The 25,075-nt window shown below is 62.7% G+C and carries 20 protein-coding genes; 14 read left to right on the top strand and 6 right to left on the bottom strand.

What is annotated here, in order from left to right:
- Positions 1-80: 80 nt before the first annotated feature.
- Positions 81-2,759, bottom strand: coding sequence for an alpha-ketoglutarate dehydrogenase (gene mdeB, locus M2400_RS23765; RefSeq protein WP_259198389.1), 2,679 nt, complete (start codon positions 2,757-2,759; stop codon positions 81-83).
- A gap of 191 nt (positions 2,760-2,950) precedes the next feature.
- On the opposite strand from mdeB, the gene M2400_RS23760 reads away from it, so the two are divergent.
- The 3 genes from M2400_RS23760 to M2400_RS23750 all read left to right on the top strand — a co-directional run bounded on the left by M2400_RS23760 (position 2,951) and on the right by M2400_RS23750 (position 5,628).
- Positions 2,951-3,877, top strand: a complete 927-nt coding sequence (locus M2400_RS23760; RefSeq protein WP_259198387.1) for a class I SAM-dependent methyltransferase — start codon at positions 2,951-2,953, stop codon at positions 3,875-3,877.
- A 148-nt stretch (positions 3,878-4,025) separates the two neighbouring features.
- The gene (pcsA, locus tag M2400_RS23755; protein WP_177047796.1) at positions 4,026-4,742 is read left to right on the top strand and encodes a phosphatidylcholine synthase; all 717 of its coding nucleotides are present in this window, start codon (positions 4,026-4,028) and stop codon (positions 4,740-4,742) included.
- A gap of 106 nt (positions 4,743-4,848) precedes the next feature.
- Entirely contained in the window at positions 4,849-5,628 is a 780-nt protein-coding gene (locus M2400_RS23750; protein ID WP_169388171.1) for a TSUP family transporter, read from the top strand.
- On the opposite strand, the gene nudC is transcribed toward M2400_RS23750, so the two are convergent.
- From nudC to M2400_RS23730, 4 genes are all read right to left on the bottom strand, one after another.
- Entirely contained in the window at positions 5,596-6,429 is an 834-nt protein-coding gene (gene nudC, locus M2400_RS23745; RefSeq protein WP_177047792.1) for an NAD(+) diphosphatase, read from the bottom strand. The genes M2400_RS23750 and nudC overlap by 33 nt on opposite strands.
- 6 nt (positions 6,430-6,435) lie before the next feature.
- Positions 6,436-7,248 (bottom strand): crotonase/enoyl-CoA hydratase family protein, encoded by an 813-nt coding sequence (locus M2400_RS23740; RefSeq protein WP_177047790.1) that lies wholly within the window; start codon positions 7,246-7,248, stop codon positions 6,436-6,438.
- 223 nt (positions 7,249-7,471) lie between these two features.
- Positions 7,472-8,767, bottom strand: a complete 1,296-nt coding sequence (locus M2400_RS23735) for an ATP-binding protein (RefSeq protein WP_177047788.1) — start codon at positions 8,765-8,767, stop codon at positions 7,472-7,474.
- A 3-nt stretch (positions 8,768-8,770) separates the two neighbouring features.
- On the bottom strand, positions 8,771-9,472 hold the full coding sequence (locus M2400_RS23730; RefSeq protein ID WP_010165572.1) for a response regulator transcription factor: 702 nt from the start codon (positions 9,470-9,472) through the stop codon (positions 8,771-8,773).
- A 349-nt stretch (positions 9,473-9,821) separates the two neighbouring features.
- Here M2400_RS23730 and M2400_RS23725 point away from each other — a divergent pair, with 349 nt between their 5' ends.
- From M2400_RS23725 to M2400_RS23680, 10 genes are all read left to right on the top strand, one after another.
- The gene (locus M2400_RS23725) at positions 9,822-10,979 is read left to right on the top strand and encodes an efflux RND transporter periplasmic adaptor subunit (RefSeq protein ID WP_177047786.1); all 1,158 of its coding nucleotides are present in this window, start codon (positions 9,822-9,824) and stop codon (positions 10,977-10,979) included.
- Positions 10,980-10,991: 12 nt separating this feature from the next.
- A complete protein-coding gene (locus M2400_RS23720; protein ID WP_177047785.1) occupies positions 10,992-14,090 on the top strand; it encodes an efflux RND transporter permease subunit in 3,099 nt (1,032 codons plus the stop codon).
- A gap of 53 nt (positions 14,091-14,143) precedes the next feature.
- Entirely contained in the window at positions 14,144-14,785 is a 642-nt protein-coding gene (locus M2400_RS23715; protein ID WP_177047783.1) for a DUF1345 domain-containing protein, read from the top strand.
- A gap of 74 nt (positions 14,786-14,859) precedes the next feature.
- Positions 14,860-15,699, top strand: coding sequence for an AraC family transcriptional regulator (locus tag M2400_RS23710; RefSeq protein WP_177115893.1), 840 nt, complete (start codon positions 14,860-14,862; stop codon positions 15,697-15,699).
- 54 nt (positions 15,700-15,753) lie between these two features.
- Positions 15,754-16,353: a LysE family translocator gene (locus M2400_RS23705; RefSeq protein WP_259198378.1), complete on the top strand. Its 600-nt coding sequence runs from the start codon at positions 15,754-15,756 to the stop codon at positions 16,351-16,353.
- Between the two features lie 110 nt (positions 16,354-16,463).
- Positions 16,464-17,528: a LacI family DNA-binding transcriptional regulator gene (locus tag M2400_RS23700; RefSeq protein WP_310503557.1), complete on the top strand. Its 1,065-nt coding sequence runs from the start codon at positions 16,464-16,466 to the stop codon at positions 17,526-17,528.
- A gap of 89 nt (positions 17,529-17,617) precedes the next feature.
- Positions 17,618-18,400: a sugar phosphate isomerase/epimerase gene (locus M2400_RS23695; protein WP_259198373.1), complete on the top strand. Its 783-nt coding sequence runs from the start codon at positions 17,618-17,620 to the stop codon at positions 18,398-18,400.
- Positions 18,393-19,337, top strand: a complete 945-nt coding sequence (locus M2400_RS23690; protein ID WP_177047775.1) for a sugar kinase — start codon at positions 18,393-18,395, stop codon at positions 19,335-19,337. The genes M2400_RS23695 and M2400_RS23690 overlap by 8 nt, the downstream gene beginning before the upstream one ends.
- Positions 19,338-19,391: 54 nt before the next feature.
- Entirely contained in the window at positions 19,392-20,687 is a 1,296-nt protein-coding gene (locus M2400_RS23685; protein ID WP_010165554.1) for an MFS transporter, read from the top strand.
- Positions 20,687-21,664, top strand: coding sequence for an NAD(P)-dependent oxidoreductase (locus tag M2400_RS23680; RefSeq protein WP_177079611.1), 978 nt, complete (start codon positions 20,687-20,689; stop codon positions 21,662-21,664). Before M2400_RS23685 ends, M2400_RS23680 begins: the two co-directional genes overlap by 1 nt.
- 109 nt (positions 21,665-21,773) lie before the next feature.
- On the opposite strand, the gene M2400_RS23675 is transcribed toward M2400_RS23680, so the two are convergent.
- Positions 21,774-23,399 carry a methyl-accepting chemotaxis protein gene (locus tag M2400_RS23675; RefSeq protein ID WP_177115895.1) on the bottom strand — a complete coding sequence of 542 codons (1,626 nt, stop codon included), beginning with the start codon at positions 23,397-23,399 and terminating at the stop codon, positions 21,774-21,776.
- 235 nt (positions 23,400-23,634) lie between these two features.
- On the opposite strand from M2400_RS23675, the gene M2400_RS23670 reads away from it, so the two are divergent.
- Positions 23,635-25,062: a nucleobase:cation symporter-2 family protein gene (locus M2400_RS23670; protein WP_259198365.1), complete on the top strand. Its 1,428-nt coding sequence runs from the start codon at positions 23,635-23,637 to the stop codon at positions 25,060-25,062.
- Positions 25,063-25,075: the final 13 nt, after the last annotated feature.

Here is a 25,075-nt window from a genome sequence, read left to right as displayed (position 1 = left end):
CGGTGGGTAAGCCTGTATCGTTGGTGACTGACACACCGCTATCGCAGGCAAGCCAGCTCCCACATTTAGATCTTTGTCGCTCAGGAGGTCCAGGACGGCTCGCGATCGGTCTGCAACCCATAACGCTCTATCGCCTCTTGGCAAACCTGCCTGTCCAGACTCCCCTGCTCCACCAACGCTGTCAGCGCCGCCAGCACGATGTGATAGCGATCCACCTCAAAGAAATCCCGAAGCGCCGCCCGGGTATCGCTGCGACCAAAGCCGTCAGTGCCCAGCACGGTATAAGCCGAATCCACGTACGACCCAATCATCTGCGGCACCGCCCTTACATAGTCAGACACTGCCACCACCGGCGCGCCTTTGGGCAAGCACTCCGCCAGATGACTACACCGCGCCGGCTGTTGCGGATGCAGACGGTTCCAGCGCTCCACCTCACGAGCATCCCGCGCCAGTTCGCTGAAGCTGGTGACACTGAACACTTCAGCTTCAACCTGCCAATCATCTGCCAGCAACTGCGCCGCGGCCTGGGCTTCACGCACCAGCGTGCCGGAGCCAAGCAGGCGCACCTTGCCGCCGGTCTGCCCGCTCAACCGGTACATGCCTTTGATAATCGCCACTTCGACGCCTGCCGGCAGGCTCGGCTGCGGGTAGTTTTCGTTCATCAGGGTCACGTAGTAGAACTCGTCCACATCGTGCTCCAGCATCTGGCGCATGCCATGGTCGAGGATCACTGCAAACTCACCGGCAAACGCCGGGTCGTACGCGCGGCAATTGGGCACCGTGGCGGCGGTCAGGTGGCTGCTGCCGTCCTGGTGCTGCAAGCCTTCGCCACCCAAGGTGGTGCGCCCGGCGGTGGCGCCCAGCAGGAAGCCACGGGCACGCTGGTCGGCGGCGGCCCATATCAGGTCGCCCACCCGCTGAAAACCGAACATCGAGTAATAGATGTAGAACGGCAGCATCCGCAGGCCATGCACCGAATAACTGGTAGCCGCCGCCACCCAGGAGCTGATGGCGCTGGCTTCGCTGATGCCTTCTTCGAGGATCTGCCCGTCGGTGGCTTCGCGGTAGCTGAGGATCGAGCCGATGTCTTCCGGCTCGTAACGCTGGCCGACACTGGAATAGATACCGATCTGCTTGAACAGGTTGGCCATGCCGAAGGTGCGCGCTTCATCGGCGACGATGGGCACGATGCGCGGGCCGAGGGCCTTGTCCTTGAGCAGATTGGTGAGCATGCGCACAAAGGCCATGGTGGTGGACATTTCCTTGCCGTCCGCCTGGGTGGCAAACGCGCCGTAGCCCGACACCGGCGGCACGCTCACGGTAGGCGCCTGCTGGCCGCGACTCGGCACATACCCGCCGAGGTCGGCGCGGCGCTGGTGCAGGTAACGCATTTCGAGGCCGTCCGGCGCCGGTTTGTAGAAGCTCAGGGATTCGGTCTGCTCATCCGACAGCGGCAACTGGAAGCGATTGCGGAAGGCGATCAAGGCTTCGCGGTCGAGCTTCTTCTGCTGGTGGGTGGTCATCTTGCCCTGCCCGGCCTCGCCCATGCCGAAGCCCTTCTTAGTCTGGGCCAGGATCACCGTGGGCTTGCCGCTGACCCGGCGTGCGGCGTGGTAGGCGGCGTGGATCTTGACCATGTCATGGCCACCGCGCTTGAGGCGGTCGATCTGTTCATCGCTCATGCCTTCGACAAGCTTGGACAGCGCCTCGCTTTGGCCAAAGAAGTGTTCACGGTTATAGGCACCGTCCTTGGCGGCGAAGGTCTGGAATTGCCCGTCCACGGTCTGCGACAGGGTGCGCGCCAGTTCGCCGTCGGTGTCCTTGGCCAGCAAGGCGTCCCAGTCCGAACCCCAGACCAGTTTGATCACGTTCCAGCCGGCCCCGGCAAACAAGGCTTCCAGCTCGTCGATGATCCGACCGTTGCCCCGCACCGGGCCGTCGAGGCGTTGCAGGTTGCAGTTGACCACCCAGGTCAGGTTGTCCAGGCCTTCGCGGGCCGCCAGGGTCAGGGCCGACATGCTTTCCGGCTCGTCCATCTCGCCGTCGCCGAACACGCCCCAGACGTGACGGTCGGTGGTGTCCTGCAAACCACGGTGTTGCAGGTAGCGCATGAACCGCGCCTGGAAAATCGAGCTGATGGGGCCAATGCCCATGGAGCCGGTGGGAAATTGCCAGAAGTCCGGCATCAACCACGGGTGCGGATAGCTGGACAGGCCCCGGGCGCCCGCCTTGCCGGCACCGATTTCCTGGCGATAGTGGGCCAGGTCGGTTTCGCTCAGGCGGCCTTCAAGGAAGGCGCGGGCGTAGATGCCAGGGGCGGAATGGGGTTGGTAGAACACCAGGTCGCCGCCAAAACCGTCGTTGCGGGCGCGAAAGAAGTGGTTGAAGCCCACTTCAAATAAATCCGCCGCACTGGCGTAGCTGGCGATATGGCCGCCCAGCTCGCCATAGGCCTGGTTAGCGCGTACCACCATGGCCAGGGCGTTCCAGCGCACCACCGAGGCCAGGCGCTCTTCGGTGGCCAGGTCGCCGGGGAACGGCGGTTGCTGGTCCACGGCGATGCTATTGATATAAGGCGTGCCGTGCCGGGGTTTCCAGGCGATGTGCGGCGCGCCGCCGGCGTCCGCCAGCATGTCGAGGATCTCCCGGGCCCGGGCGGCGCCGGCGTTGGCCACCAGGGAGGCCAGGGCATCGCGCCATTCCGCCAGTTCTTCCTGGTCCATCGCTGTGTGACTCACTGCACTCGCAAAACCGTTCATGGGCACCTCCGGGCTTTTTTTCCAGTTTATGTCGGTGCCAAGGGATTTTTTGACTGTTGTAAGCCGTCCAACCAATCCTTTTGAGCACAAATCACTGCCAATCGTCTAATTCAGAGCACGTTGTGCTTCAACTCCCTGAAAGCCCGCAATTGTGTTTAAAATGCCGCCCGCTCAATGACCGACGTTGCCCGATGAACCCAGACGCACTCGCCACCCTGCACGCCCATTTGCTGACCGCCCTGCACACCGTCCCCGCCGAGACCCGGCGCCTGTTTCACGGGCGTGGCCGCTGCTGGCCGGGCCTGGAACAGCTGACGGTGGACTGGTTGCAAGGCGTGGTGCTGGTCTCGCTGTTCAAGGAGCCCGAGGCTGCACAGCTTGAGGCGTTGAAGCAGATGCTGGTGCAGTTCGATTGGTCGTCCTATGGTGCCCATACCGTGGCACTGCAACACCGCTACCTGCCGCAAAGCACCACCGAATGGCTGCTGGGCGAGGCGGTCGACGAACTGATCATCACCGAAGGCGGCCTGCGCTACCTCATCGACCTGGGCAAAAAGCAGAACAGCGGGCTGTTCCTCGACATGCGCTACGGTCGCAACTGGGTACGCGAACAGTCCCGGGGCCTGCGGGTGCTGAACCTGTTTGCCTACACCTGCGGCTTCTCCGTGGCCGCCATCGAAGGCGGCGCCGAGCATGTGGTGAACCTGGATATGGCCCGTGGCCCCTTGAGCCGGGGCCGCGACAATCACCGCCTCAATGGTCATGACCTGGGCAAGGTGAGCTTTCTTGGCCACGACCTGTTCAAGTCCTGGGCCAAGGTCACCCACAGCGGCCCGTACGACCTGGTGATCATCGACCCGCCCTCCTTCCAGAAAGGCAGTTTCCTGCTGACCAAGGACTACCAGCGCGTACTGCGCCGTCTGCCGGATTTGCTCACGGCCCAGGGTACGGTGCTGGCGTGCATGAATGATCCGGCCTTCGGCGAAGACTTCCTGATCGACGGCGTAACCCGCGAAGCGCCTGGCCTGCGCTTTGACCAGCGGCTGGAAAACCCGCCGGAATTTCCCGATATCGACCCGCAAAGCGGATTAAAGGCACTGGTGTTCCGTCAAGGCTGATGCCGAAACGTCTTACGCTTGCTACGCTTAACCTACGCCGGGTGGTGAACCTTATCCCACCCTTCCCGGTCGATACTTGCACACTCTGGCCAGATTCGACGGTGTTACCCCGTCGGCTGCCCTGTTTCACCCTTTGGAGAACGCCCCTGTGATATCGACCCTGCATGTAGCCCGTCTCAAGGCCTGGGGCGCCCATGGTTTTACCGCCACCGGCGTGGTCCTGGCCTTCCTGGCCACCCTGGCGCTGCTGGAAAACTCACCCAAGGCCTGCCTGCTGTGGCTGGGCCTGGCGCTGGTGGTGGACGGTGTCGACGGCTCACTGGCGCGACGGGTGAATGTCAGCACGGTATTGCCAAGCTTCGACGGTTCGGTGCTGGACCTGGTGATCGATTACCTCACCTACGTGTTTATCCCGGCACTGTTCATCTATCGCTACATCGATCTGCCGGAGTTCACCCACCTGTTTACGGTGTCGGTGATCCTGGTGTCGTCGCTGTTCTGCTTCTGCAACGTGAACATGAAGAGCAAGGACAACTACTTCGTCGGCTTCCCCGCTGCGTGGAACGTGGTGGCGCTGTGCGTCTATATCATCCAGCCGGATGCCTGGGTCACTTTGCTCACCGTGATCGGCCTGGCGTTGCTGACCGTGACGCCGATGAAGTTCCTGCACCCGTTCCGGGTGAAGCGCTTCATGCCGATCAATATCGCCGTCACCACCATCTGGCTGCTGTGCAGCTTTTTGATGGTGGTGGATTACCCGAATACCAACCCGTGGACCTTTGGGTTGTGGTCGCTGATGTCGGCGTACTTTCTGGGAATCTGCATCTGGCGTACGGCGCTGGAGTGGGTCGGGACACACAAATAAGCAAGCGGCCCCGCTCCCACATTTGGATCGCCTCATACCCGGGTTATGGGTAAGATACCGGCCTTTCGCGCAGCCCTTTCTGCGCCTTGCCGAATAAGTCTTGCCCATGCCCTTCGAACTCAGCGTCGACCTCACTACCCTGGCGATTCTCGCCGTTGTTGCCTTCATCGCCGGTTTCATCGACGCCATCGCCGGCGGTGGCGGCCTGCTGACCACACCCGCCCTGCTGACCGCCGGCATGCCGCCCCACCTGGTGCTGGGCACCAACAAGCTCAGTTCCACCTTCGGCTCGGCCACCGCCAGTTTTACCTTCTACCGCCGCAAGCTGTTTCACCCGCGCCAGTGGGTGCATGCCATCGTCGGTACCCTGATCGGCGCACTCACCGGCGCGGTGGTCGCCCATTACCTGCCCGCCGAAACCCTGAACAAGATGCTCCCGGTGATTGTGTTCGGCTGTGGTTTGTATCTGCTGTTCGGCGGCACGCCCAAGGCGGCGCTGGACAACGACGCGCCGATCAAAAAGAAATGGCAGTCCACCCAGGGCTTTGGCCTGGGCTTCTATGATGGCGTGGCCGGCCCGGGCACCGGGGCGTTCTGGACGGTGAGCACGATGCTGCTGCACCCCATCGACCTGGTAAAAGCCAGCGGTGTGGCGCGCAGCATGAACTTCGTCAGCAACGCGGCGGCGCTGACGGTGTTCATTTTCAATGGCTCGGTGGACTGGATTGTCGGCCTGTGCATGGGCGTGTCGGTGATGTGCGGCGCGTTCTTTGGCGCACGCAGCGCCATCAGCGGCGGCGCCAAGTTCATTCGCCCGGTGTTCATCACCGTGGTGCTCGGCCTGACGGTGCGCCTAGCCTGGCAGCACTGGTTCAGCGTGGCCTAAACGACGGGCCAGGTAGAGGTCGATCAGGTAGCGCGCAATCGAGCGGGACGCCGGCAACGGCGGCAGCTCATGGACGTTGAACCACTGCGCGTCTTCGATCTCGTCGGCCTGGGGCACAATATCGCCGCCGGCATACTCGGCGTGAAAGCCCAGCATCATCGAGTGCGGGAACGGCCAGCACTGGCTGCCCATGTACTGGATATTCTTGACCTCTACCTGCACTTCTTCACGCACTTCGCGAATCAGGCAGTCTTCGGCCGACTCACCAGGCTCGGCGAATCCTGCCAGGGTGCTGTAGACCCCCGTGACAAAGCGCGGCGAACGGGCCAACAGGATCTCATCGCCACGGGTCACCAGCACGATCATGCTCGGCGAGATACGCGGGTAGCTGCGCAGGTCACAGGCCTGGCAGAACATCGCCCGCTCCCGTGGCACCTGCACCATCGCCTGGCCACAGCTTCCACAGAAACGATGCTCACGCGCCCAGGTGCCGATTTGCGCGGCGTAGCCCAGGACTTTGTACAGGGTGTGGTCGCCTTGCAGCATGAAGCCGCGCAGGCCCTGCCAGCCGCAGCCCGGCACATCGGCGGGGCTGTTGAGCTCCAGCAGGTACACCGGCTCACCGTCCAGATGGCCGATGCCATGTTCGGCAAACACCGACAGGTCCTGGCGCTTGAGCCATTCCCGGGGGAACAGCGGGCCGTTCTGGTCGTGTAAAAAGCCTTCGCGACTGCGGGCCACAGCCCAGCCGCCCGGGGCGTCGTTGTCCAGCAGCGTTGTGGTAATCCAGCCTGGGGTCATGTTCAGTCAATCCACGAATTCGGGTTTCTGCTTGCTCATATGGGCCGCGATGGCCACGCGCAGGTCGTTGGATTGCAACATAGCTGAGTTCCAGGTGGCAACGTATTCCAGACCATCATTGATGCTGTGGTCACGCATGTAGCTGATCATCGCCTTGGTGCCGGTGACTGCTATAGGTGATTTGGCGGCGATTTCCCGGGCGATTTCCATCACGCCGGCCAGCAGGCTCTCGTGATCGCTGTACACCCGATTCACCAGGCCGATGCTGCGCGCCTCGATGGCACCGAACTGGCGGCCGGTGTAGGCCAGCTCGCGGAGCATACCGTCGCCGACGATTCGGGGCAGGCGTTGCAGGGTGCCGACGTCGGCGGCCATGCCGATGTCGATTTCCTTGATGGAGAATTGCGCGTCTTCAGCGGCGTAGCGCATGTCACAGGCGCTGATCAGGTCGATCGCGCCGCCGATGCAGTAGCCGTGGATCGCCGCGAGTACCGGCTTGCGGCAGTTGTCGACGGCGTTGAACGAGGCTTGCAGTTCGAAGATCTTGCGCCGCAGCAGCCGCGCATTGCGGCCGACGTCCTTGCCGAATTCGTTGGCTACCGAGGCCAGCATCATCAGGTCGATGCCGGAGGAAAAATGCTTGCCGGCGCCGCTGATGACCACGGCCCGTACGGCGTCGGTGTCTTCGATCCATTGGAAGATGTCGATGATCTCGGTCCAGAACGCGGCGTTCATGGCGTTGATCTTTTCCGGGCGGTTGAGCTGCACATGGGCGACGTTGCCGCTGAGTTCGACGACAAAGGCTTGGTATTCGGACATGGCAGTGATCCTTGACTGGCGGCTGGGGTAAGGGCCGAACTATATCAAGGGTGTGTGATGGCGGGTAAGGCTGTGCATGCGCCAAAAACAGGACTGAAGAACAGCGAAGATCAAATGTGGGAGCTGGCTTGCCTGCGATGGCGGTGTATCAGTTAACAAAGATGCAAGCTGACCCACCGCTATCGCAGGCAAGCCAGCTCCCACAATGGTTTTGCGGTGTTCCTTAGCTTGGTAGCCAGAGGCGGAAGCGTGCGCCGCCCAATGGCGAAGCCTCGGCCGTAAGGGTTCCACCTTGTGCCTCCAGCGCCCGCCGACTGATAGCCAACCCCAAGCCAAAACCGCCAGTAGCGCGGTCACGACTGCGATCCAGCCTATAAAACGGCTCGAAAATCCGCTCTCGCTGATCCGCCGGAATGCCGATGCCGTCATCATCCACCCAGATCTCACACCCCTTGGGACACACCTTCACCCCTACCTGAATCCTTCGCTCGCAATATCGCATTGCGTTGCGCAGCAGGTTCTGCAGGGCCCGGGCAGTCAGGCGCGGGTCCAGGGTGAAGCGCTCCACCGCGCAGTCCAGCACCACGTCCATCACGATGTCGGGGTTTTCCAGTTCGTCGTCGACGCTGCCCAGGATGCTGTCGATAAACTCATCCAGCACCACTTCCACCCGCTCCGGGGTTTGCGCAGGGTTCTGCAGGCGGCTATAGGACAGCAGCTCCAGCACCAGTTCGTCCAGTTCACGAATGTGTGCCACCAGGCCTTGCAGGCGTTCGCGGCTGGCGGCCGGCAGCTCGTCGGACAGCGCCAGGGCCAGGCCGAAATCCAGGCGCGTCAGTGGCGTGCGCAGTTCATGGGAGACCGCGTTGAGCAGGTCGCGCTGCTGATTGAGCAGTTGCTCGATGTCGTTGGCCATGGTGTCGAACACCGCCGCCAGGCTGCCGATGTTGGAGCTGGGGGGAATCTTCGTGCGTGCCGCAAGGTTGCCCTGGCCGAGTTCGGCCGCTGTGCTTTTCAGGCGCTCCAGGTCGCGCCAGTGGGGCCGCAACCAGAACAGCAGGCACGCCAGCAGCGCCGCGCCGATCAGCACGTTCATGCTCCAGTACAACAGGTTCATGTCCAGCGGGTCCGGCGGTACCGAGACCTTGACCACCAGTTGGTCGTCGAGGGCCGAACTGACGTCATCCGCCCAGCCCCACTCGCCCAGGCGAATCACCATCTGGTCCTTTTCCAGCAGGCGCTGTTCTTCCGGGGTGTAGCTGGCGTCCTGGATACGCAGCAGTTGCACCTTCAGCGGCGCAAAATCCGCCGCCAGGCGTACGGTGACATTGGCCCACTGCTCCACCGGCACCCGCTGGTATTCCTTGACGATCAGGCTCTGCATCCCTCGGGACTGCTCGATGTTGTAGCTCATGTAACGGTGTTCAAACAGCTGGATCACCGCCCGCGGCACCAGGTAGATCGCGGCGGCGAAGGTGACGATGGTAATCAGGTACAACCGAATCAGGACGCGAAACATGGCTCAGCATTCCCACTCGGATCGGCTGAACAGATAGCCCTTGCCCCACACCGTCTTGATCTTGCGCGCTTCACCGGCGTGGTCGTCGAACTTGCGCCGCAGCTTGGAAATCGCCACATCCACCGAGCGGTCGGTGCCGTTGAATTCGATGCCCCGCAGGCGTTGCAGGATCTGGTCGCGGCTGAGCACTTCGCCGGCATGCCGGGCCAGCACCACCAGCAGGTTGTATTCACCGCTGGACAGCTCCACCGCCTGGTCGCGCCAGGTCACGGTGCGCTCCGACAGGTCGATGCACAGGTTGCCCATCAGGATCTGGTCGTTGGCGACCTGGGGCTCGGTAAGGCTGCTGCGGCGCAGCAAGGTACGCACGCGGGCCAGCAATACCCGGGGCTCACAGGGTTTGGTGACGTAGTCGTCGGCGCCCATTTCCAGGCCCAGTACCTGGTCGTGGCTGTCGTCGCGGGCGGTGAGCATCAGGATCGGCAGCGTGGCCGAATCGGCCCGCAGCAAGCGGCAGACTTGCAGGCCGTCGAGGCCCGGCAGCATCAGGTCGAGGATCACCAGGTCCGGCGGGTTGAGCCGTGCGCGCTCACGCACGTGGTCGCCCCGGCTGAGCACACTGACGTGATAGCCGTTGCGTTCCAGATAACTGGCAATCAATTCGGAGAGCGCGGCGTCGTCTTCCACCAGGAGAATGTTGGGCATGGTATTTCCAAATAATACAATTTCTAAGTCGTACGCAGATCCAATGTGGGAGCGGTTTTGTGTGGGAGCTGGCTTGCCTGCGATGGCATCTCCCCGGTTTTACTGAATAAACCGAGGCGTCTGCATCGCAGGCAAGCCAGCTCCCACAAAAGCCCAGCTCTCACACAAGCCCCACACATTAGATCTTCGGTGCCTGGAACATCGTGTAAGGTTCGGCGGATATGAAGGATATACGCCCCCGCGCACCTGTGGGCCGCACCTTACATTTCTTCACACACCACCTACAGAGCTTCACAGCACTGTGGCGGGGGCGCCCGTAGGATGCGCCAGTCAATATTGGGATATGAGCATGTCGAAGAATCTGTTTGCGCCGTCTTGCCTGTTGGCCCTGACACTGGCGCTGAGCGCGTGTGGCAAGTCCGCAAGTGAGACCGCCGAGGCACCACTGGCCAAGGTGCGGATCGAAACCCTTGAAGCCAAGCCCCTGTCCATCACCAGCGAGCTGAGCGGGCGGATTGCCGCCCCACGCATCGCAGAAGTGCGCGCCCGGGTCGCCGGCGTGGTGTTGCAGCGGGTGTTCAAGGAAGGTCACGACGTGAAACAGGGCGATGTGCTGTTCCGGATTGACCCGGCGCCGTTCAAGGCCGACCTCGACAGCGCCCAGGCCAGCCTGCGCAAGGCCGAGGCCAATGCCTTCCAGGCGCGCCTGCAAGAGCAGCGCTACAGCCAGTTGGTGGAAGGCAACGCCATCAGCGGCCAGGAATACGACAACGCCCGCGCCGCCGCCCGGCAGACCGCCGCCGATGTGGCCGCCAACCAGGCCGCGGTGCAGCGCGCCAAATTGAACCTGGGTTATGCCACCGTCACTGCGCCGATTTCCGGGCGCATCGGCCGCGCGCTGGTGACCGAAGGCGCACTGGTGGGCCAGAACGAAGCCACGCCGATGGCGCTGATCCAGCAACTGGACCCGATCCACGCCGACCTGACCCAATCCACCCGCGAGCTGAATGACCTGCGCCGGGCCTTCCGCGCCGGGCACTTGAAGCAGGTCGGCCAGGACCAGGCCAAGGCCACGCTGATCCAGGATGACGGCAGCCTGTATCCGTTGCCGGGCAAGTTGCTGTTCGCCGAGATCAGCGTCGACCCGGGCACCGGCCAGATCATCCTGCGCAGCGAGTTCCCCAACCCGGACCTCGACCTGCTGCCCGGCAGCTTTATCCGCGTACGCCTGGAGCAAGCCGTCGACCAGCAAGGCATCAGCGTGCCGCAACGGGCAATCACCCGCGACAGCGCCGGGATCCCGATGGTGTTGCTGCTGGACGCCGAGCAAACCGTAAGCCAGCAGCCGGTGGAACTGGGTTCGGTGGTGAATGACCGGTGGGTTGTCACCAGCGGCCTCAAGGCCGGTGACCGTATCGTCGTCGAAGGCCTGCAACACGCCCGCCCTGGCGAGAAAGTCCAGGTTGACGACAGCCCCGCGCCAATCGCCCAGGCATCCGGCCAATAAGGATCGTTTTCCATGCCGCAATTCTTTATCGACCGCCCGATCTTCGCCTGGGTGGTCGCACTCTTTATCCTGCTGGCCGGCGCCCTCGCCATCCCGCAGTTGCCGGTGGCGCAGTACCCCAACGTCGCCCCGCCGAAAGTCGAGATCTACGCGGTGTACCCGGGCGCCTCGGCGCAGACCCTGGACGAAAGCGTGGTCAGCCTGATCGAGCAGGAGCTTAACGGCGCCGATCACCTGCTGTATTTCGAATCCCAGAGCAGCCTGGGTTCGGCCACTATCACCGCGACCTTCCAGCCGGGCACCGACCCGGAGATGGCTCAGGTCGACGTGCAAAACCGTCTCAAGGCCGTGGAGCCGCGACTGCCCCAGGCAGTGACCCAGCAAGGCTTGCAGGTAGAGAAAGTCTCCGCCGGCTTCCTGCTGCTGGTCACGCTGACCTCCAGCGACGGTAAGCTCGATGATGTGGCGCTCAGCGATTACCTGGCGCGCAACGTAATGAACGAGCTCAAGCGCCTGGACGGTGTGGGCAAGGCCCAGCTGTACGGTGCCGAACGCGCGATGCGGATCTGGATCGACCCGCAGAAGCTGATCGGTTTCAACCTGACCCCGGCCGACGTCAACGCCGCCATCGCCGCGCAGAACGCCCAGGTATCGGCCGGCAGCATCGGTGACTTGCCGGGCACCAAGACTCAGGAAATCACTGCATCGATCCTGGTCAAAGGCCAGCTCTCGACCCCGGCCGAGTTTGCCGACATCGTGCTCAAGGCCAACCCGGACGGTTCCACCGTGCGCGTCGGTGACGTGGCGCGGGTGGAAATCGGCAGCCAGGAATACCAGTTTTCCACCCGCCTGAACGGCAAGCCGTCCACCGCCGTCAGTGTGCAGCTGTCCCCCGGTGCCAACGCCTTGAGCACTGCGACCCTGGTGCGGGCGAAGATGGACGAACTGGCGCGCTACTTCCCGGCCAACGTCGAATACAAGATCCCTTACGACACCTCGCCGTTCGTGAAGGTCTCGATCACCAAGGTGGTGTACACCCTGGGCGAGGCGATGTTGCTGGTGTTTGCGGTGATGTTCCTGTTCCTGCAGAACATCCGCTACACGTTGATCCCGACGCTGGTGGTGCCGATTGCGTTGATGGGCACCTTTGCGACGATGCTGTTGCTCGGCTTCTCGATCAACGTGCTGACCATGTTCGGCATGGTGCTGGCGATCGGCATCCTGGTGGACGATGCGATTGTGGTGGTGGAGAACGTCGAGCGGATCATGGTTACCGAGGGCCTGTCGCCCAAGGAAGCCACGCGCAAGGCCATGGGCCAGATCACCGGGGCGATTGTCGGCATCACCCTGGTGCTGGTGGCGGTGTTCCTGCCGATGGCGTTCATGCCGGGTTCGGTGGGGGTGATCTACCAGCAGTTCTCGTTGTCGATGGCTACTTCGATCCTGTTCTCGGCGTTCCTCGCCCTGACCTTGACCCCGGCCCTGTGCGCGACCCTGCTCAAGCCGATTGCCAAGGGCGAGCACCATGAGAAAGGCGGGTTCTTCGGCTGGTTCAACCGGCGCTTCGAGCAGTTCACCGACCGCTATGAAGGCTGGGTGGCGTATGCCCTCAAGCGCAGCGGGCGCTATCTGGTGATCTATCTGGTGCTGGTGGTGGGCCTTGGGGTGTTGTTCAGCCGCCTGCCCTCCTCGTTCCTGCCGGTGGAAGACCAGGGTTACACCATCACCGATATCCAGCTGCCGCCGGGTGCGAGCAAGAACCGCACGGTGCAGGTGGCCGAGCAGATCGAGGCGCATAACGCCGGCGAGCCGGGCGTGGGCGATACCACGATGATCATGGGCTTCAGCTTCTCCGGTTCGGGGCAGAACGCGGCACTGGCGTTTACCACCCTCAAGGACTGGTCGGAGCGCAGCAGCAAGGATTCCGCCGCCGCGATTGCAGACCGCGCCAACGCGGCCTTCAGCGAACTGAAGGATGCGATCGCCTATGCAATCCTGCCGCCGCCGGTGGATGGCCTGGGCACCTCCAGTGGTTTCGAGTTCCGTCTGCAGGACCGTGGTGGCGTCGGTCATGCCGCGCTGATGGAAGCCCGAACCGAACTGCTGGCCGCCGCCGAGAAAAGCCCGATCCTGGCCAACGTGCGGGAGAGCGCTTTGGCCGAGGCGCCTCAGGTGCAACTGGAAGTGGACCGCAAGCAAGCCAATGCCCTGGGCATTTCCTTTGCCGATATCGGCAATGTGCTGTCCTCGGCCATCGGTTCGGCCTATATCAACGACTTCCCCAACCAGGGCCGCATGCAGCGCGTGGTCGTTCAGGCCGAAGGCGATCAGCGCAGCCAGGTGGCCGACCTGATGAAGATCCATGTGCGCAACAACGCCGGGAAGATGGTGCCGCTGTCGGCCTTCGTTGAAGCGCGCTGGATCCAGGGCCCGGCCCAGTTGACCCGTTACAACGGTTACCCGGCCATCGCGATTTCCGGTGAGTCTGCGCCGGGCCACAGCACCGGTGAGGCGATGGAGGAAATCCAGCGGCTGGTCAGCCAACTGCCCGCCGGCCTGGGCCAGGAATGGACTGGCCTGTCGCTGCAGGAGCGCTTGTCGGGCTCCCAGGCACCGCTGCTGCTCGGCTTGTCGCTGTTGATTGTGTTCCTGTGCCTGGCGGCGCTGTATGAAAGCTGGTCGATCCCGACTTCGGTGCTGCTGGTGGTGCCCCTCGGCGTACTCGGCGCGGTATTGGCCGTGAGCTTGCGCGGGATGCCCAACGATGTGTTCTTCAAGGTCGGACTGATTACGATTATTGGCCTGTCGGCGAAGAACGCGATCCTGATCATCGAGTTTGCCAAGGACCTGTATGACCAGGGTGAAGACCTGATCGATGCCACGTTGAAAGCCGCACGCCTGCGTCTGCGGCCGATCATCATGACGTCCCTGGCGTTCATCCTCGGCGTGGTACCGTTGGCGATTGCCACGGGTGCCAGCTCGGCGAGCCAACAGGCTATCGGTACCGGGGTGATCGGCGGGATGATCACCGCGACGCTGGCGGTGGTGTTTGTGCCGGTGTTCTTTGTGGTGGTGATGAAGCTGGTGAAGAAGCGCCACAAAGACAGCTGAACAAAGGACTCAGGTGGGCTAAGGTAATGCAAACCCTGGCCCATCGAGCTCCCATGCCCTTCCTTGCCCGTACCCACCCTCGCCTGTCCTCCGCCGCCGTATTGGGCCTGGCGGTGGGCCTCCTGGCTCCGGCCGACACGATCATCAGCAAAATCCTTATCGGCTGGAACGCCGGGGTCTGGACCTACCTGGTGCTGATGCTGTGGCTCACCAGCCATTCCCGGGCCGACGACGTAAAGCGCATCGCCGAGATCGAAGACGAGAACGCCAGCCTGGTGCTGTTCATGGTGTGCATTGCGGCGATTGCCAGCCTGGCGACCATTACCTTTGAACTGGTGGGCAGCAAGGACCTGAGCAGTACCGAGCGCCTGTTGCACTACGGGTTTACCGGCCTGACGGTGATCGGTTCGTGGTTGCTGATCGGGGTGATTTTCAGCGTGCATTACGCGCGCCTCTACTACACCTGGGACGGCCCCGAGCCGGCGTTGCGTTTTGCCGAGGATTTACGCACGCCCAATTACTGGGACTTTCTGTACTTCTCGTTCACCATCGGGGTGGCGGTACAAACCGCGGACGTCGGCGTTGCCACCCGCGGCCTGCGCAAGGTGGTGCTGGGGCAGTCTCTGATCGGGTTCCTGTTCAATACCGCCATTCTCGGCTTCTCGATCAACATTGCCGCCGGGCTGTTCGGTTGAGGCTGCACAAAACTTCTAGACGCCAGCCCGCGCCCCGGCGCTAACTGGCGGCAACTACCCGTCATCGGTGCTTTATGACCGCCCACAACTGGATCGACCTGGCTCAGGACGCCGACACCGGCATCGAGACCTTGCGTGCGCATTTCGAGGGGCATGCCTATGACCCCCACTGGCACGACAGTTTCCTGGTGGGCGTTACCGAACAAGGGGTGCAGCAATTCAACTGCCGCCGCACCCGCCATCACAGCACCCCGGGGCAAGTGTTTTTGCTGGAACCGGGAGAAATCCATGACGGCAACGCCCCCACCGCCGAGGGCTTCACCTACCGCATGCTGTACCTCGACCCGCATTGGCTGGAGCGCGAAGTATCGGCCGTGTTCGAGGAAGCGCCGGCCAACAGCCAACTGAGCTTTGCAAGCACCTTGACCACTGATCCGCGCCTGGCACAGGCCACCAGTCACGCCTTCCACAGCCTGCACCACGGCGAACTGCGCATCGTACGCCAAAGCACCCTCGATCAACTGCTGGAGCGCCTGACCGGCCAATTGCAGTGGCGCCAGCGCTATCACGAAGACCCTCGTTTGCCGCTGGTAGCCCACAAGGCCCGGGAATACCTGCACGCCCACCTGCATCAAGACATCGGCATGGACGAGCTGGCGCTGGCCACCGGTGTCGATCGCTTCCGTCTGACCCGCGCCTTCAAGAGTGCCTTTGGCCTGCCGCCCCACGCTTACCTGGTGCAACTGCGCCTGGCCCGCGCCCGCAACCTGCTCGCCAAGGGCGAACAACCCGCCGAAGTGGCGACCGCCCTGGGGTTTGCCGACCAAAGCCATCTGGGCCGCTGGTTCGTGCGGGCCTATGGCCTTACACCGGCGGCCTACCGCAAGCGCTGCTCAAATCTTCCAGACAGATAACCACGCCTTTGTGAAGATCGACGCCATTGATCTGCTCACTGGAGTCGCGCTGCCATGTTCCCTACCTTGCTGCCGTTTTTGCTGTTTGCATTCGTAGCCTCCATCACCCCCGGCCCGACCAATATCCTGGTGCTGAGCAACAGCGCCCGTTACGGCTTCAAGGCGGCCGTGCCAATTATTCTCGGCGCCTGTGTCGGCGCAGCGGGAATCGTACTGTTGGTGGGCTCGGGGTTTGGACAGTCCCTGGCACATTTGCCGAGAGTACAAACCGCCATGCAATGGGCGGGCGTCGCGTGGTTGAGTTACCTCGCCTGGCAGATCTTCATCGCCCCGGCCCATGCGATCCATCCCGATGCGCCCGGAAAACGCCTGGGCCTCACCGGCGCCGCCAGCCTGCAACTGGTCAACCCCAAGACCTGGATGATGGCCCTGGCGGTGGTCAGCGTGTTCGCCGGCAACGGCGAGGAACGCCAAAGCCACGTGGTGTACCTGTCCCTCGCGTTTTTCCTGATCTCCCTTCCCTGCCTGGCCACCTGGGCATTGCTGGGTATCGGCTCGGCCCGGGTGTTCCGCTCGGCCAAGGCCATGCAGCGCTTTAACCGTTGCATGGCGGGGCTGCTGTTGGGGTCGACCTGGTTGAGCGTGCTGCTCTGAATCGCACCGACTATCGGGCCTTGTCCTACAAATTCTTGACGACTTTCCTACTTTAGTGGTTTCCTGAAACCGGTTTCAGTCATTCCAATAAGAAAAGAAGGTCTATGACCGTGAACACTTTTTCCGCCGCCCAGCGCAGCCGCGTGACCATGCTTGACGTTGCCGAGCGTGCCGGCGTTTCCAAAGCCAGCGTTTCACGCTTTATCGGTGAAGACCGCGCCCTGCTCTCAGACGCCATCGCCCTGCGCATCGAACAGGCCATCGACGAACTCGGCTACCGCCCGAACCAGATGGCTCGCGGCCTGAAGCGCGGGCGCACCCGCCTGATCGGCATGCTGGTGGCCGATATCCGCAACCCCTATTCGATTGCCGTGATGCACGGCGTGGAAACCGCCTGCCGCCAGCACGGCTACAGCCTGGTGGTGTGCAACACCGACCGCGACGACGAGCAAGAGCGCCAGCACCTGGCCGCCCTGCGGGCCTACAACATCGAAGGCCTGATCGTGAACACCCTCGGCCATCACCTCGACCAGTTGCTGGAGCTGCAACGGGAAATGCCCCTGGTGCTGGTGGACCGCAAGGTTGAGCCATTGCACAGCGACCTGGTGGGGCTGGATAACGCGGTAGCGGTGCGCATGGCGGTGGAGCATCTCGAACAGCAAGGCTATCGCGACCTGCTGCTGGTCAGCGAACCCACCGATGGCACCAGCTCACGCCTGGAACGCCTGGACAGTTTCAAGGCCGAAATCGGCGAGCGCCCGCTGCTTACCGGCTCGGTGCTGGAGATCGATGATGATTTGAACAGCCACCTGCACGCCTTTCTCTCCCGTGATCACGCCGGCCCCAAAGCCTTGTTTTGCGCCAACGGCATCGCCGCCCTGGCCTGCACCCGGGCGCTGAAAGAACTGGGCTGCAAGCTGTTTGAAGATATCGGCCTGATCGCCCTGGATGACCTGGATTGGTACCCGCTGGTGGGCAGCGGCATCACCGCCCTCGCCCAGCCTACCGAGGCGATTGGCGCCAGTGCGTTTGACTGTTTGCTCAAGCGGTTGCGCGGGGATACAGCTCCCACACGCACCCTGGATTTCCTGCCGCAACTCATCATCCGGGGCTCCACCCAATCCCTTGTAGGAGCTGGCTTGCCTGCGATGGCGGTTTCTCAGGCGACACAGTAGTCGACTGACACACCGCCATCGCCGGCAAGCCGGCTCCTACAGTTTTGCTTTGCGTATAAAAATGAAACCGGTTTCAGAGGTACACAACAATGCATAAATACCCCGTTTCCATCAGCCTCTCCAGCTACGGCGCCGACCTGGTCCGCGATCGCGGCCAACTGACTTTTGTTGATGTGTTGGCCCGGGCCAGCGCGCAACGCATCGAGTGGCGCGAAGAACTGCTGACCACCGAACAGCCCGCTGAACTGGCCCAGGCCGCAGCGGATCAAGGCCTGGAATGCGTATTCTCATCGCCCCTCGAACTCTGGGTGGCCGGCCGCTCGCAGCCCAACGCCGAACTGGCCGCCACCCTCGACCGCGCCCAGGCGTTCGGCGCCCGCTGGCTGAAAGTCTCCCTGGGTTACTTCACCGACACCAACGACCTGGACAGCTTGAGCGCCCTGCTCAACCGCCATCCGGTGAAGCTGCTGGTGGAAAACGACCAGACCCTGCACGGCGGACGCATCGAACCGATGCAGCGTTTTTTCAACGAAGTCGAACGCCTGGCGGTGCCGGTGAAAATGACCTTCGATATCGGCAACTGGCAATGGCAGGACCAATCGGCCCTGACCGCCGCGCGCCTGTTGGGCCGGCACGTGGATTACCTGCACTGCAAGGCCGTCGCCCGACGCGCCGACGGCAAACTGGTAGCCCTGCCGCCGGGCGCCGCCGACCTGCATCTGTGGGAACAACTGCTGAGGCACATGACTCAAGGTATTACCCGGGCCGTGGAATTTCCGCTGCAAGGCGATGACCTGGTGCAGGTCACCGCACAGCAGGTCGCCGCCCTCGCCGTCCTTGGCCAGCCCCGCGTGGAGAATGCCCATGTCTGAGATCGATATCCTGTCGTTTGGTGAAACCATGGCGATGTTTGTCGCCGAACAGACCGGCGACCTGGCCCAGGTTGCGCAGTTTCACAAGCGCATTGCCGGGGCCGACAGTAACGTCGCCATCGGCCTGTCGCGCCTGGGGTTCAACGTGGCATGGCTGAGCCGAGTGGGCGCCGACTCCCTCGGGCGCTTTGTGGTAGACACCCTCCAGAACGAGGGCCTGGACTGCCGGCACGTGGCGGTCGACCCGCTGCATCCCACCGGTTTTCAACTCAAGTCCCGGGAAGAAGCCGGCGCTGACCCTCAGGTGGAATACTTCCGCCGTGGCTCGGCCGCCAGCCACTTGTCGGTGGAGGCGATCAAGCCCGAGCTGCTGCAAGCCCGGCACCTGCATGCCACAGGGATTCCGCCGGCGCTGTCGGACGCCACCCGCGACCTGTCGCGCCAGTTGATGACGCAAATGCGCGAGGCTGGCCGCAGCGTGTCCTTCGACCCGAACCTGCGCCCGTCCCTGTGGGCCAATGAGCAACGCATGATCAGCGAAATCAACGCCCTCGCCTGCCTGGCGGATTGGGTGTTGCCGGGCCTGAGCGAAGGCCGTTTGCTCAGCGGTTTTGAAGACCCGGCCGACATCGCTGCGTTCTACCTGGACCAGGGCGTGGAAGCCGTGGCCATCAAGCTCGGCCCTCACGGCGCGTACTACCGCACGCAGCTGGACCAGGGTTTCGTCGCCGCCGTACCGGTGGCCAAGGTGGTCGACACGGTCGGCGCCGGCGATGGTTTTGCCGTGGGCATGATCAGCGCGCTGTTGGAAAACCTCAGTTTTGTCGAGGCGGTGCAGCGCGGCAACTGGATCGGCAGCCGGGCGGTGCAGAGCCGTGGCGACATGGAAGGCTTGCCGTTCAGGACCGATTTGCCGCATGCGCAAAAAGCCGGTTGATCAGATTTACCCGTTACCTGTTGCCACAACTACAACAAGCTCAGGAGCAACCCTATGGAACCGTTGAAACTCGCCACCCGCCGTTGGTGGTACATCATGCCCATCGTGTTCATCACCTACAGCCTGGCGTACCTGGATCGCGCCAACTACGGCTTCGCCGCCGCCTCCGGGATGGCCGAAGACCTGATGATCACCCCGGGCATGTCGTCATTGCTGGGGGCGCTGTTCTTCCTCGGCTACTTTTTCTTCCAGGTGCCCGGCGCGATCTACGCGCAAAAGCGCAGCGTTAAAAAACTTATTTTCGTCAGCCTGATCCTCTGGGGCGGCCTGGCCACCCTGACCGGCATGGTGTCCAACGCCTACATGCTGATCGTGATCCGCTTCATGCTCGGGGTGGTGGAAGCCGCGGTGATGCCGGCGATGCTGGTGTACCTGTGCCACTGGTTCACCCGCGCGGAACGCTCCCGGGCCAACACCTTCCTGATCCTCGGCAACCCGGTGACCATGATGTGGATGTCGGTGGTGTCGGGCTACCTGGTGCAGCATTTCAGCTGGCGCTGGATGTTCATCATCGAAGGCCTGCCGGCGGTGCTGTGGGCGTTTATCTGGTGGAAGCTGGCGGATGAAAAACCCGCCGATGCCAAGTGGCTGAGCGCCCAGCATAAAAAAGACCTGGAAACCGCGCTGGCCGAAGAACAGGTGGGCATCAAGGCGGTGAAGAACTACGCCGAAGCCTTCCGCTCGCCCAAGGTGATCATCCTGGCGCTGCAGTTTTTCTGCTGGAGCATTGGCGTGTATGGCTTCGTGCTGTGGCTGCCGTCGATTCTCAAGGCCGGCCTGAAAATGGACATGGTCGAGGCCGGCTGGCTCTCGGCGCTGCCGTACCTGGCGGCGGTGATCGGCATGCTGGTGGTGTCGTGGGGCTCGGACAAGCTGCAAAAACGCAAACGCTTCGTGTGGCCGCCGCTGCTGATCGCCTCCATCGCGTTTTATGCCTCCTACGTGTTGGGCGCCGAACATTTCTGGTGGTCGTACACCCTGCTGGTGATCGCCGGGGCGTGCATGTATGCGCCGTACGGGCCGTTTTTCGCGATCGTCCCGGAAATCCTCCCGGCCAACGTCGCCGGTGGTGCCATGGCGCTGATCAACAGCATGGGCGCCCTCGGGTCGTTCGGCGGCTCGTACCTGGTGGGTTACCTCAACAGCAGCACCGGATCGCCCGGCGCCTCGTACCTGCTGATGAGCGGCGCGCTGCTGGTGTCGGTGGTGCTGACGATCTTTCTCAAGCCGGGCGCCAGTGACCGCGAACGCGCCCCGCTGCATTCCCTTGAATTGAAGGTAAAGACCTGATGAAAAAGTCTGTCGTGCTCTACAAGAAACTCTCCGCACCGCTGATGGCGCGCCTGCATGAACAGGCCGAGGTCACGCTGATCGAGGCGCTGGATGACAGCGGCCTGGCCAAGCTGCGCGAGGCCTTGCCGGCCGCCCAAGGCTTGCTCGGTGCCAGCCTGCGCTTGGACGCCAAGCTGCTCGACCTGGCGCCGAAGCTTGAGGCCGTCGCCAGCGTCTCGGTGGGTGTCGACAACTACGACATCGACTACCTGACCCAGCGCGGCATCCTGCTCAGCAACACCCCCGACGTGCTGACCGAAACCACCGCCGACACTGGCTTCGCGCTGATCCTGGCGACCGCCCGGCGAGTGGTGGAGCTGGCCAATATGGTGCGCGCCGGCAACTGGAACCAGAACATCGGCCCACTGCATTTTGGCAGCGACGTGCATGGCAAGACCCTGGGCATTATCGGCATGGGCCGGATTGGCGAAGCATTGGCCCAGCGTGGGCACTTCGGTTTCGGCATGCCGGTGATCTACCACAGCCACTCACCCAAGCCTGCGGTGGAGCAACGTTTCGGTGCCGAGTATCGCAGCCTGCCGGACCTGCTCCAACAAGCGGACTTTGTCTGCCTGACCTTGCCGCTGACCGCTGAAACCGAAGGCTTGATTGGCGCCGCAGAGTTCGCGCAGATGGGCCCGGAGACGATCTTTATCAATATTTCCCGGGGCAAGGTGGTGGATGAAACGGCGCTGATCGAAGCGTTGCAACAGCGCACGATTCGCGCGGCAGGGTTGGATGTGTTTGTGCGTGAGCCGCTGCAACATGATTCACCGTTGCTTCGCTTGAACAATGTGGTGGCGACGCCGCATATCGGCTCGGCCACCCATGAGACGCGGGAGGCGATGGCGAGTTGTGCAGTGGACAATCTGCTGGCGGCACTGGCGGGTGAAAAGCCGAAGAACCTGGTGAACCCGACCGCCTGGAAACACTGACTACTGTGGGAGCTGGCTTGCCTGCGATGGCATCAACCGGGTGTACCTGATACACCGAGGTGTCTGCATCGCAGGCAAGCCAGCTCCCACATTTGGGGTGTAGTGCCTGTCAGATGACGAAGCGCGCCACCATCGCGTTCAAATCCACCGCCAGGCGCGACAGTTCGTGACTGGCGGCTGAAGTCTGGTTGGCACCCGCTGCCGACTGGGTGGCCAGGTCGCGGATGTTCACCAGGTTGCGATCCACTTCGCGGGACACCTGGGCCTGCTCCTCAGAGGCGCTGGCGATCACCAGGTTGCGCTCGTTGATCAGGCTGATGGACTGGGTGATCTGCTCCAGCGCCACACCGGCGGCCCGGGCGATTTCCAGGGTGCTTTGGGTGCGCTGGTTGCTCTGCTGCATGGACTGCACGGCTTCACCGGTGCCGCTCTGGATGCCGGCGACCATTTTTTCGATTTCCTGGGTCGACTGCGCGGTGCGATGGGCCAAGGCCCGCACCTCATCGGCCACCACCGCAAAACCGCGACCGGCTTCACCCGCACGCGCCGCTTCGATGGCCGCGTTGAGGGCCAGCAGGTTGGTCTGCTCGGCAATCGCGCGAATCACGTCCAGCACCTTGCCAATGTCACGACCCTGAGTGGCCAGGCCTTCGATCAGCACCGAGGTGTTTTGCACGTCCTGGGTCATGGTCTGGATCGCGCCCACGGTTTCCACCACACGGTCGCGCCCTTCCCGCGCAGCCTGGTTGGACTGGCTGGACGCCTCGGAGGTGGACACCGCATTGCGCGCCACTTCTTCCACGGCGGCGGTCATCTCGTTCACCGCGGTGGCGGCCTGGTCGATTTCGTTGTTCTGTTGTTGCAAGCCCTTGGAGGCTTCTTCGGTAACGGCGCTGAGTTCTTCGGCTGCCGAGGCCAACTGCGTGGCCGAGCCAGCGATGTGCTGGATGGTCTGGCGCAGGTTGTTTTGCATAGCGGCCAAGGCGCCGATCAGGCGGGCCGGCTCGTCTTTGCCGTCGTCCTCGATCACTTTGCTCAGGTTACCGCCAGCGATGGTTTCGGCGACTTCCAGGGCTTTGCGCAAAGGGGTCACGATGCTGCGGGTCAGCAGCCATGCCAGCAACACGGTCATCAACGCCGCAACGACCGAGACGACGATGATCCCGGTGATGGCGTCCTGATAACTTTTCCCGGCCTCGTCACCGGCCTGCTTGGCATCGGCAGCGTTGATGGCGATCAACTTATTCAGCTGCTCGCCCATTTGGTCGGTACCGTCCTTGATGCGGCTGTTGATCAGCGCGCGCATCTCTTCCACTTTGTTCTGCTGCGAAAAACTCACCATCTCAGCCTGAGCCTTGAGGTAATTATCGAGCGTGAGGGCGAACGTCTTGTACAGCGCAGCCTCTTCATCCCCGGCGGGCATGGCGGCATAGGCAGCCTGGGCAGTCTTGACCTTGCCTTCCAGCACCCCCATTCGGGTCTGTGCCTCCTCCAGCGCGGCCGGCTCACGGTTCACCAGGACGCGAAACGACAATATCCGCAGGCGCAGGACGTTCTCGGTCATGGTGGCCAGATAGCCGACGCTGGGCAGTTGGTTCGCGCCCATGTCCACCGACGCCTGACGGATCAGGGTCATACGATTGGCCGCAAACACCCCAAGCACAATGACGAGTAACGCAATGAAGGCAAAACCAAGGAAAGCCCGAGGGGCGATATTCAACTGGCGGAGGGACATAGGGGGCGCTCTCAGAAGTAGTGGCTGCGAGCATCCCTGCCGCGACACGGCCAGTGTGCGTCAACGCGCGGTTCTGACCGATTGGCACCACTGTTGTAATAGGTATGTGGGCCTATAGGAGATATCGGCAGGCATGGGGATTTAATCGAGGGTCTTTAGAAATATATTTTCACACTTCTGACAACTGGCACTTTCTGGCATCCTGCGCCTCCTTTTTCCTAACCGGGCCCGTATTTTGTCTGACGCTCAAACCCCTCGCCCCCGTTATAAATCCGACCTGATCTACGGCCTCGACGACCGTCCGCACTTCAGCGCCGCGATCTTTGCCGCCCTGCAGCATGTGCTGGCCAGCTTTGTCGGCATCATCACCCCGACGCTGATCGTCGGTGGCGTGCTGGGCCTGGAAAGCGAAGTGCCCTATCTGGTGAGCATGGCGTTGTTCGTGTCGGGGCTCGGCACCTTTGTGCAGGCTCGCAAGTTCGGCCCGGTGGGTTCCGGGTTGCTGTGTCTGCAAGGCACCAGCTTTTCGTTTATCAGCGTGATCCTCAGCGCCGGCTTCATGGTCAAGGCCCGGGGCGGCGGCACCGATGAGATTCTGTCGACGATCTTCGGCATCTGCTTCTTCGCGGCGTTTATCGAAGTGGTACTCAGCCAGTTCATCGGCAAGCTGCGCAAGCTGATCACCCCGGTGGTCACCGGCACCATCATTACCCTGATGGGGTTGTCGCTGATCAAGGTGGCCGTCACCGACATGGCCGGCGGATATGGTGCCAGCGACCTCGGCGCCGCCGGCAACATGGGCCTGGCGGCTTTGGTACTGCTCACTATCGTGGTGCTCAACCGCTTCAACAACCCGTTCCTGCGCCTGGGTTCGATCGTGATCGGCCTGACCCTGGGCTTCGTCGTGGCCTGGTGGATGGGCCGCGTCGACCTGGGCGCCCTGCCCCAACTGCCGTTGATCAGCGTGCCGGTGCCGTTCAAGTACGGTTTCTCGTTCGACTGGGTGGCGTTTATCCCGGTGGCGGTGATCTTCCTGATTTCGCCCCTGGAGGCGGCCGGTGACCTGACCGCCAACTCGATGATCTCCCAACAGCCGGTCAAGGGCCCGCTGTACATCAAGCGCATCAAGTCCGGCTTGCTGGCCGACGGCCTCAACTCGGTGATGGCGGCCACCTTCAACAGCCTGCCGATGGTGACCTTCGCCCAGAACAACGGGGTGATCCAGTTGACCGGCGTGGCCAGCCGTTACGTGGCGTACTTCATTGCCGGGCTGCTGGTGCTGCTGGGCCTGTTCCCGATGATCGGCGCGGTGTTGCAACTGATGCCCAAGCCGGTACTGGGCGGCGCCACGCTGATCATGTTCGGCACCGTGGCGGTGGCCGGGATCAAGATCCTCGCCGAGGCCGGCCTGCACCGGCGCAATGTGCTGATCGTGGCGATCTCCCTGGGCATGGGCCTGGGTGTGGCCGCCGTGCCGGAAGTGCTGCGCGAGCTCCCCAAGGCGCTGCACAACATCTTCGAGTCGCCGATCACCGTGGGGGCGTTCTGCGCTATCTTGCTGAACATCTTCCTGCCTGAGGAGTTCATAGAGTTGGAAGAAGATGAATTCGATCCGGAAGCCTCCACCCTCAAGGTGATGCAGGACCCGGACGTCACGCACTAGGAGAACCCGTTTT

This window comes from Pseudomonas sp. BIGb0558, assembly GCF_024807515.1.
Classification (GTDB): Bacteria; Pseudomonadota; Gammaproteobacteria; order Pseudomonadales; family Pseudomonadaceae; genus Aquipseudomonas; species Aquipseudomonas yamanorum_A.
The sequence above is the reverse complement of the archived record's forward strand: the minus strand, read 5'-3'. Positions and strand labels throughout refer to the sequence as shown.